Source organism: Burkholderia sp. BKH01 (genome assembly GCF_025685725.1).
GTDB classification, from domain to species: Bacteria; Pseudomonadota; Gammaproteobacteria; order Burkholderiales; family Burkholderiaceae; genus Burkholderia; species Burkholderia pyrrocinia_C.
Map to the genome: position 1 here is coordinate 65,286 of NZ_JAOTQT010000033.1, position 9,672 is coordinate 74,957.

5 protein-coding genes are annotated in these 9,672 nt (G+C 68.2%); 2 read left to right on the forward strand and 3 right to left on the reverse strand.

Annotated features, from left to right (window positions below; translation table 11 throughout):
- Positions 1-25: 25 nt before the first annotated feature.
- The gene (locus OEJ37_RS31620; RefSeq protein ID WP_047898676.1) at positions 26-658 is read left to right on the forward strand and encodes a TetR family transcriptional regulator; all 633 of its coding nucleotides are present in this window, start codon (positions 26-28) and stop codon (positions 656-658) included.
- Between the two features lie 81 nt (positions 659-739).
- Here the strand turns inward: OEJ37_RS31620 and OEJ37_RS31625 are convergent, their stop codons facing one another.
- Both OEJ37_RS31625 and OEJ37_RS31630 read right to left on the reverse strand, forming a co-directional pair.
- On the reverse strand, positions 740-2,221 hold the full coding sequence (locus OEJ37_RS31625) for a polyhydroxyalkanoate depolymerase (RefSeq protein ID WP_174418175.1): 1,482 nt from the start codon (positions 2,219-2,221) through the stop codon (positions 740-742).
- A 211-nt stretch (positions 2,222-2,432) separates the two neighbouring features.
- Positions 2,433-4,262: a glycoside hydrolase family 15 protein gene (locus OEJ37_RS31630; RefSeq protein ID WP_263348792.1), complete on the reverse strand. Its 1,830-nt coding sequence runs from the start codon at positions 4,260-4,262 to the stop codon at positions 2,433-2,435.
- A gap of 163 nt (positions 4,263-4,425) precedes the next feature.
- Between OEJ37_RS31630 and OEJ37_RS31635 the strand changes: the two genes are divergently transcribed.
- On the forward strand, positions 4,426-5,670 hold the full coding sequence (locus OEJ37_RS31635; RefSeq protein ID WP_263348794.1) for a lactonase family protein: 1,245 nt from the start codon (positions 4,426-4,428) through the stop codon (positions 5,668-5,670).
- Between the two features lie 100 nt (positions 5,671-5,770).
- Here the strand turns inward: OEJ37_RS31635 and OEJ37_RS34965 are convergent.
- Positions 5,771-9,672, reverse strand: a 3,902-nt coding sequence (locus tag OEJ37_RS34965) for a DNA translocase FtsK (RefSeq protein WP_317891543.1), incomplete at its 5' end; no start/stop codon positions are given.

The window sequence follows — 9,672 nt, forward strand, 5'->3', positions numbered from 1 at the left end:
GCGGCTCACATAGCAAAACGCCACCATGAATCAGCCAAAAATCAAAAGAGATCCTGAAGGTACGCGCCGTCGCATCCTGATGGCGGCAGCCGAAGAGTTCGCAAGTGGAGGGCTGTTCGGCGCACGCGTCGACCAGATCGCGCGCCGTGCCGAAACCAACGAGCGCATGCTCTATTACTACTTCGGCAGCAAGGAGCAGCTGTTTACGGCCGTGCTCGAACACGCGTTCTCCGCGCTGACCGAGGCCGAGCGCGTGCTCGATCTCGACGGCGTCGCGCCGGTCGAAGCCGTCACGCGGCTCGCGCATTTCGTTTGGGATTACTACCGCGACCACCCGGAACTGCTCAGGCTCATCAACAACGAGAACCTGCACGAAGCGCGCTACCTGCACAAGTCGACGCGGATCCGCGAGATGATGTCGCCGATCGTCGCGAAGCTCGGCAACGTGCTGATGCGCGGCCAGAAGGCCGGGCTGTTCCGCAGCGACGTCGATCCGCTGCGCTTCTACGTGACGCTGTCGGGGCTCGGCTACTACATCGTGTCGAACCGCTTCACGCTCGCCGCGACGCTCGGCCGCGACTTCACCGACACCGACGAGCGCGCGGAAATGGTCCGGATGAACACCGAGGTGCTGCTCGCGTATCTGCTGCGGCGCTGACGCGGCGATCATTCGCCGCCGGATGCTAAAACGCCGCCGTGCGCAGGCAACGGCGGCGCTTTTTCGTCGGAACGCTGTGCGTCAGGCGGCCTTGCGCGTGCGCACGGCTTTTGCGCGCGGGCTGCTGCTGCCGGCGCGCTCGCGCTTCGCGGCCGGTGCGGCCTTGGCGGGCGCGGCGGCCGCGAGCGGTGCCTTCGCGCGCGTGCGCTTCGCCGTGGTGGCGCGCGTCGTTTCAGCCGGCGTGTCGATGGCCGGTACGGCCGTCAGCGTCGTGGCCGCCGGCGCCTCGGGGCGATCCTTCGTCGCGCCGTGCTTCGGTTCCGGCGCATGCTCGCGGATGAAGTCGCGCAACTGCGGGTAGATGATCGTGCGCCAGCGGCGGCCCGAGAAGATCCCGTAGTGACCGCACTTCTCGGCGGTCAGGCTGCGGCGATGGTCTTGCGGGATGCCCGTGCACAGCTCGTGCGCGACGTGCGTCTGGCCGCTGCCCGAGATGTCGTCGAGTTCGCCCTCGATCGTCATCAGCGCGGTGCGCTTGATGTCTTGCGGACGCACGCGCTCGCCTTCGACATCCCACGTGCCTTCGGCCAGCCGGAATTCCTGGAACACGACGCGGATCGTCTCGAGGTAATACTCGGCGGCCATGTCGAGCACCGCGTTGTACTCGTCGTAGAAGCGGCGGTGCGCTTCCGCGTCGTCCTCGTCGCCGCGCAGCAGGCTCTGGTAGAAATCCCAGTGCGATTGCGCGTGCCGTTCCGGGTTCATCGCGACGAAACCCGTGTGCTGCAGGAAGCCCGGATAGACCTGGCGGCCTTCGCCCGGATAGTTCGCGGGCACCGTATGGATCACGTTGTTCTCGAACCACGCGGTCGAGTGCTGCGTCGCGAGCGAGTTCACCGACGTCGGGCTGCGGCGCGCGTCGATCGGGCCGCCCATCATCGTCATCGTGAGCGGCGTGTCCTCGCCGCGGCTCGCCATCAGCGAGATCGCCGCGAGCACCGGCACCGTCGGCTGGCACACCGAGATCACGTGCAGGTTGCGCGCGCCGATGTGGCGGATGAATTCCTGGATGTACGCGATGTAGTCGTGCAGGTGGAACGGGCCGGTCTCGACCGGCACCATCCGCGCGTCGATCCAGTCGGTGATGTAGACCTTGTGATCCTGCAGCAGCGTGCGCACCGTGTCGCGCAGCAGCGTCGAGTGGTGGCCCGACAGCGGCGCGCAGACCAGCACGACCGGCTCGTCCTTCAGTTGCGTGACGGCGTCGGCGTCGTCCGAATAGCGCTTGAAACGCAGCAGCCGGCAAAACGGCTTCTCGACGATCGTCTGCTCGACGATCGGGATGTTGTGGCCGTCCTTGACGATCTGGTGAAGGTTGAATTCGGGCTTCTCGTAATCCTTGCCGAGCCGATACATCAGTTCGTACGCGGCGGCCATCCGCGTCGCGCCCGGCATCAGCGAGAACGGGCTGGACGGATTGGCGAACGACTTGGAGGCGGCCTGGGCCCAGGCGGTGAGCGGGCTCAGGATCGCCCGCTGGAATTCGTGCAATTGGTAAAGCATGCAGGCTACTCCCGCGTGGGGGACGGTGCGCAAGGGCGGCGTGGGGCGTCGCGGCGTGCCGTGTGGGTCAGCGGCCGGCCATGTTGCACTGCGGCCGGTCAATCGTGTCGATCATATCGGACAACGATGGATGGTGCAATGCAACATTTCCCCGATTTTTCATCAAACTTTTGCGATTTGACGTTCTCTGAAGAAGCTCCCGGCGCCTCGTTCAGCGCCCCGTGGCCATCGCCGGCGCCGGCTGGCCGGCCGCGCGCGCCATCGCGTCCTCGTGGTGCATCAGGTTCATCGCGGTATGCACGAGCGCCACGTGCGAGAACGCCTGCGGGAAGTTGCCGACGAGCCGCCCGGCAACCGGGTCGTATTCCTCCGCGAGCAGCCCGAGATCGTTCGACAGCGAGAGCAGCCGGCTGAACAGGCGGTGCGCGTCGTCGATCCGGCCGAGCAGCGCGTAGTTGTCGACCAGCCAGAAGCTGCATGCGAGAAACGTGCCTTCGCCGGGCGGCAGGCCGTCGTCGTACTCGGTCGTGCGGTAGCGCATCACGAGCCCGTCGTGCAGCAATTCCCGTTCGATCGCTTCGACCGTGCCGACGATGCGCGGGTCTTCCGGCGGCAGGAAGCCGAGCAGCGGCATCAGCAGCACGCTCGCATCGAGTTCGTCGCTGTCGTAGCTTTGTGCGAACGCCTGCTTCTCTTCGTGCCACGCGTTGTCGCATACGTCGGCATGGATCCGCTCGCGCAGCGCGCGCCAGCGGTCGAGCGAGCCGGGCAGCCGGAACATTTCCGCCGACTTGATCGCGCGGTCGAACGCGACCCACGCCATCACCTTCGAGAACGTGAAATGACGGCGGCCGCCGCGCGTTTCCCAGACCCCCTCGTCGGGTTCCTGCCAGATCTTCTCGAGATGGTCGAGCAGCGCGCACTGCACGGACCAGACCGTGTCGTCGGCCTGCAGCCCGCCCACGCGCGCGAGGTGCAGCGCGGCCATCACCTCGCCGAACACGTCGAGCTGGAGCTGGTTCGCGGCGCCGTTGCCGATGCGTACCGGCTTCGAGTCCTGGTAGCCCGGGAGCCAGTCGAGCTCCATTTCAGGCAGCCGGCGCTCGCCGGCGATCCCGTACATGATCTGGATCTGCTCGGGCGAACCGGCCATCACGCGGCCGAGCCACGTGCGCCATGCGCGCGCCTCGTCGTAGTGGCCGCCGCGCATCAGTGCGAGCAGCGTGATCGTCGCGTCGCGCAGCCAGCAGTAGCGGTAGTCCCAGTTGCGGTTGCCGCCGATCTTCTCGGGCAGCGACGTGGTCGGCGCCGCGACGATGCCGCCGGTCGGCTCGTACGCGAGCGCCTTCAGCGTGATCAGCGAACGGCGCACGGCGGCCGCGTAGCGGCCCTGTACCTGGCAGCGGCCCGACCATTCGAGCCAGTAGTTCTCGGTGCGCGCAAGCATCGACAGCGGATCGCGCGCGGGCGGCAGCCGCATGTGCGATGCCGCATAGCTGAGCGAGAATGGCACGCGCTCGTCGGCGCTCACCGTGAATTCCGCAAGCGTATGAAGATTCTTGCCGGTGAGCGGCACGGGCGTGCGCAGCACGACGGTGTCGGGGCCGGCGATCGCCTTCATGCCGTCCTCACGGGTCAGTTGCGTGACCCACGGGACCGAGAAGCCGTAATCGAAGCGCAACACGAGCTCCATGCGCATCTTCATCGTGCCGTGGCGGCCGACGACGATCCGCACGAGTTCGGACCAGCCGTTGCCGGGCGGCATGAAGTCGATCACGGTGACCGCGCCGTCGGCGCTTTCGTAATCGGTTTCGAGGATCAGCGTGTCGCCGCGATAGCGGCGGGTCGTGTGCGTGATCGCGGCGTCGGCGGCCGGCGCGAGCAGCCAGCGGCCGTGCTCGGGCGTGCCGACGAGTGCCGCGAAGCAGGCGCCCGAATCGAAGCGGGGCCAGCACAGCCAGTCGACGGAGCCGTCTTTTGCGATCAGCGCGGCGGTGTGGCCGTCGCCGACGAGGGCGTAGTCTTCGATCAGGGCGGGCATGGGCAGGCGATCCTTGGTTTCGAGTTCACAATGCGGACGGCGGCGCCCGGGCTTCACGTGCCGGCGACGCGCCCCGTATACTCGGCCGGGCGGCGGAGCGCGTGAACGGCCGGCGTTTCGTCCTATCTCAACACTTGAAGCGACTCGATGCAAGGAGGATTCAATGCCCAACCGTTTACGCGAGCGTGACGCACGCGCTTCGACACGAGGGTTCCCGGTTAGGCTCGCTCACTGGATGAAAGGTTTCGCGATCGTGCTCTCCCTGTCCGCAACCCACGCATTTGCGCAGCAATCGCCCGCCCCGGCCGACGGCGTCTACAACCTGCTGGTCGGCACCTACACGGGCGGCGGCAGCGACGGGATCTATGTTTACCGCTTCGATACGAAAACCGGCAGCGTCGCGCCGGTGTCGTCGGCGAAGACCGTGAATCCGTCGTATCTGTTGCCGAGCCGCGACGGTCGCACCGTCTACGCGGTCAACGAGCTGCCCGGCGACGACGGGCCGGCGACGCAGCGCGGCGGCGTCAGCGCGTTCCGCTTCGACGCGAAGACGGGCGCGCTGACCTTCATCGACCGCGTGTCGTCGGAGGGGAACGATCCTTGCTATCTCGCGCTGTCGCCGGACGGCAAGCACCTCGTGACGGCCAACTATTCGGTCGCGGCGGATCCGGGCGGCAGCTTCGCGGTGTTCCCGCTGCGCGACGACGGTGCGGTCGGCCAGGCCGTGCTGACCGTGCACCGTGAAGGCACGGGGCCCGTGAAGGGCCGCCAGGACGGCGCGCACGTGCACTCGACGGTGTTTTCGCCGGACGGCCGTTACCTGTTCGTGCAGGATCTCGGCGCGGACAAGATCTACGGCTACCGCTACACGGTGGACGGCAGCCGCGGGCTGATCAGCCCGACCGACACGCGCTACACGCCGGTGAAGGCCGGTTCGGGCCCGCGTCACATGGTGTTCAGCGCCGACGGCCGGTTCGCATATGTGACGAGCGAGCTGAACGCGTCGGTCGAGGTGTTCGGCCATCACGACGGCAAGCTGACGCCGGTCGAGACGCTGCCGATGACGACGCCGGGCTTCAAGGGCAAGGTCGGCGGCGGCGCGATCCACCTGTCGCCGGACGGCCGCTTCCTGTATGCAAGCAACCGAGGCGACGCGAACGACATCGTGATCTACGCGGTGAACAAGGCCGACGGCCGGCTCAAGCACGTCGGCCGCCAGTCGAGCCTCGGCAAGACGCCGCGCGAGTTCCTGATCGATCCGACCGGCAAGTGGCTGATCGTCGGCAACCAGGACAGCGATACGTTCTACGTGTTCAGCCGCGATGTCGAAACGGGGCAGCTCGGTGCGAGTCCGCAGAAGGTCGCGGTCGGCAAGCCGGTCGACTTCAAGCTGGTGCCGGCGCTGTAAATGACGAAGGGCGCTGCCGAAGCAGCGCCCTTCGTGTTCCGGGGCGGCCGGTTGCGCGGTGCGCCCGCGCCGGCCGATCGCGGCCGAGCGGCGGCCGCGCTCAGTCGGCCGCGGCCGGCACGAGCACCTCGCGGCTGCCGTTGATGCCCATCGCCGACACGAGCCCGGCCGCTTCCATCTGCTCGACGAGGCGCGCGGCGCGGTTGTAGCCGATGCGCAACTGCCGCTGCACCGACGAGATCGACGCGCGCCGCGTGCGCACGACGAACGCGACCGCTTCGTCGTACAGCGGATCGGCTTCCGCGTCCGGCGCTTCGCCGAACAGGTCCTGCGTCGCGCCGTCGGCGGCCGGGCCGTCGAGAATTCCTTCCTCGTACTGCGGCTCGCCGAACTGCTTCAGGTACTCGACGATCCGGTGCACTTCCTCGTCGGCGACGAACGCGCCGTGCACGCGCTGCGGATAACCGGTGCCCGGCGGCAGGAACAGCATGTCGCCCATCCCGAGCAGCGATTCGGCGCCCATCTGGTCGAGAATCGTGCGCGAGTCGATCTTCGACGACACCTGGAACGCGACGCGCGTCGGGATGTTCGCCTTGATCAGGCCCGTGATCACGTCGACGGACGGACGCTGCGTCGCGAGGATCAGGTGGATGCCGGCCGCGCGCGCCTTCTGCGCGAGGCGCGCGATCAGCTCTTCGATCTTCTTGCCGGCGACCATCATCAGGTCGGCCAGCTCGTCGATCACGACGACGATCAGCGGCAGTTTCGACAGCGGCTCGGGATCCTCGGGCGTCAGCGAGAACGGGTTGCCGATCTTCTTTTCCTTCGCTTCCGCGTCGCGGATCTTCTGATTGAAGCCCGCGAGGTTGCGCACGCCGACGGCCGACATCAGCCGGTAGCGCTTTTCCATTTCGCCGACGCACCAGTTCAGCGCGTTCGCTGCGAGCTTCATGTCGGTGACGACCGGCGCGAGCAGGTGCGGGATGCCTTCGTAGACCGACAGTTCCAGCATCTTCGGGTCGATCATGATGAGCCGCACGTCCTCCGGCGTCGCCTTGTACAGCAGCGACAGGATCATCGCGTTGATCGCGACCGACTTGCCCGAGCCCGTCGTGCCCGCGACGAGCATGTGCGGCGCCTTCGCGAGATCGGTCACGACGGGGTGGCCCGTGATGTCCTTGCCCATTGCGATCGTCAGTTGCGACGGCGAATGCTGGTACTCGCGCGCGGCAAGGATTTCCGACAGGCGGATCATCTGGCGCTTCGCGTTCGGCAGTTCGAGGCCCATGCAGGTCTTGCCGGGAATCGTCTCGACGACGCGGATCGACGTGAGGCCGAGGCCGCGCGACAGGTCCTTCATCAGGCCGACGATCTGGCTGCCGCGCACGCCGAGCGCGGGTTCGATCTCGAAGCGCGTGATCACGGGGCCGGCCGATGCGCCGACGACCGTCACCGGCACCTTGAATTCCTGCAGCCGCTGTTCGATCACCTGCGCCGTCTGCGCGAGGTGTTCCTCGGTGATCATTTCGACGTCGTCGGACGCGGGCTCGAGCAGGTCGAGCGTCGGAAGTTCGACGTTGAACGCCACGGGCGCGTGGAATTCGAACGCGTTCGGGCGCGGCTGGCGCGCGGGGGTGTCGGGAGCGGCGGCTGTGTCGGCTGCGGCAGGCGCGTCCGGTTCGGTTGCCACGGCGGCGATGGGGGCGGCAACGGGAAGCGTCGGCGTGGCAGCGACAGTCGCCGGCGTGGGCAGGCCAGCGCCGGGAACGGTTGCTGCCGGCTGCGGTGCTGCGATCGATGCGGCAGCCGGTGTCGCGGATACATTCGGCGTCGACCAGCTCGCCGACGAAGCGGCAGGGGCGGGCGGCGTAGCGAACGTCGTGGTTGCGGTTGCCGCAGGCGCCGATGCGATCGGCAGCGGCTGCGTCGCGGTCGTTGTCGCGATGGGCGCCAGCGATCCGGCCGCGGCGACAGGCGAGCCTGCGACCGGTTGAGCCGGAGCCGGAGCCGGAGCCGCCGCGGCCGTGGTCATCGTAACGACTGCGCCTGAGGGCGATGTCGGTACGACGGAAGCGGCTGGCAGAACCGGCAGGCTGGCCGCCGGCTGCGGTGCGGTTGAGCCGGATCCGCCGAATGTCGTGCCGGTCGACGAGGTGGCCGTGTTGGCCGACAGAGTCGATGCGGACGCGAAAGGCTGCGCGGCGATCGAGCCGGACGCGAAATTCACAGGCGTCGCGGGAGCGGTCGCAGGCGTTGCTGTGGGTGCGGGCGCTTGCGTTGTCGAACCGGATGTCGAATTCGGCGCGCCGGCCGTCGATGGCGCGGCGGTGGGTGCGGCTATCGATGCGGGCGTTGATTCGCGGGAGAGGGAACCGTAAGTCGCGCCCGTAACGCTGGCCGGTGCCGAGGCGGCGGGCTGCGAAAGCGAAGCGGATGCCGGGCCGGTTGCACCCACTGGCGAAGTCGATGCGACCGGTGCAAAGGTCAGTGCCGAGGCGGCCGGCTGCGAAAGCGAAGCGGATGCCGTGCCGGTTACGCCGACCGGTGAAGTCGACGCGACCGGTGCAAAGGTCGGCGTCGATGCGGCCGTCTGCGAATGGGAAGCGGATGCCGTGCCGGTTACACCGATCGGTGAAGTCGAAGCGACCGGTGCAACGGTCGATGCCGATGCGGCCGGCTGCGAATGCGAAGCGGATGCCGCGCCGATTACACCGGCCGGTGCAGCCGCAGCCGTGTCGGGCGCAATGCTCGATGCAGAGGCAGGTACCTGCGCGGTCGCGCCGCGAGCGGCGCCGCCGAGCGGCGAAGTAGCGGCGGCCGAAGCCGTCGGTGCTGCGGCAAACGGTTGAGCTGCCTGCGATTGCGGCAATCCCGCGGAGATGGCCGTATCTGTCGTTGCAGGTTGCACGGTCGGCGGAATCGACGGTGTCCGCGTCCAATCTGTCGCGGGCGTGGCGCCCGGTGCGATTGCCGGCAGAGGCGCGGCACGTTCAGCTGCTTTCGGCTCGGCGGTTTCCGATGCGGTACGCGATGCAGCCGATGCCGATGCCGACGCCGCCGCAAGCGGCACGGCGTCGGAACTGGCGCGTGCCGACGATTCTGCGATCGACGAAGGGGGGAGGGCCGCAAACGGTGGGATCTCCCCGGCGGGTCTGACGTCGGCGTGAGCATCGGCGACGCCCTGCGGCGCACGGGCCGGTGCAACGCGATCGATCGCGGGCACCGGTTGCGCTGCGCGTTTGTCATCGGTATCGACGGACGCAACCGGTTTGTTTGCAGCGATGTCGTGAACCGCTTCGTCTTGCAGTTGCGCGGAGGCTGCATTGGCCGGCTCCAGTCCCGTCGCGTCCGTCAGCGACACGGCGATCGGGTTCCAGGCCGATCCATCGAACGCGGAAACCGGCCGGCTGGCGAGGTCTTCCCACGGAGCGAGGTCGATCGGCGCGTCGAACGACGGCGCGGGCGCGATCCCGGACGCCGGTGCGGCGGGCGTATCGTCGGCGTGCCGGATCGGGTTGTCGGCGTGATGGGCAAACGCGGCATCGTCGATGCCGGTATTCGACAGCGTGTGCGGTGCGGTGTCGTCGAACGCAGTGGCGCCCCAATCGGCAACCGGCGCGTGGATACCGGGTTCTGCCGGCATGAATGCGTCCAGCGCGATCGGCGCGTTGTCGTCGTACGCGGGCGCGGCATCGGGTCCGGCCTGAATGCCGGCGTCATGGGCCGCGACGCCGTGCGTCGCGGAGACGAACCCGTTCGACACGGCAGCCGACACAGGCGCGGCAACGCTGCCGGCTGCCGCGGCCGCGTGCGCGGCATCGGTCGATTGCGCACCGCCGAGCGTGGCCCATTGTGCGGTGCTGGCCTCGATCGAGCGCAGCGTGTCGTGAACGCTCGGCGCCGGCGTGATCGGTGCGGCGGGTTTTTCCGTCCATGCATAAAGCGGCGCGCGCGCCGGCGTTTGCTGCGCCGGGCGGCGGCGCGCGGCGTCCGGCGGCAAAC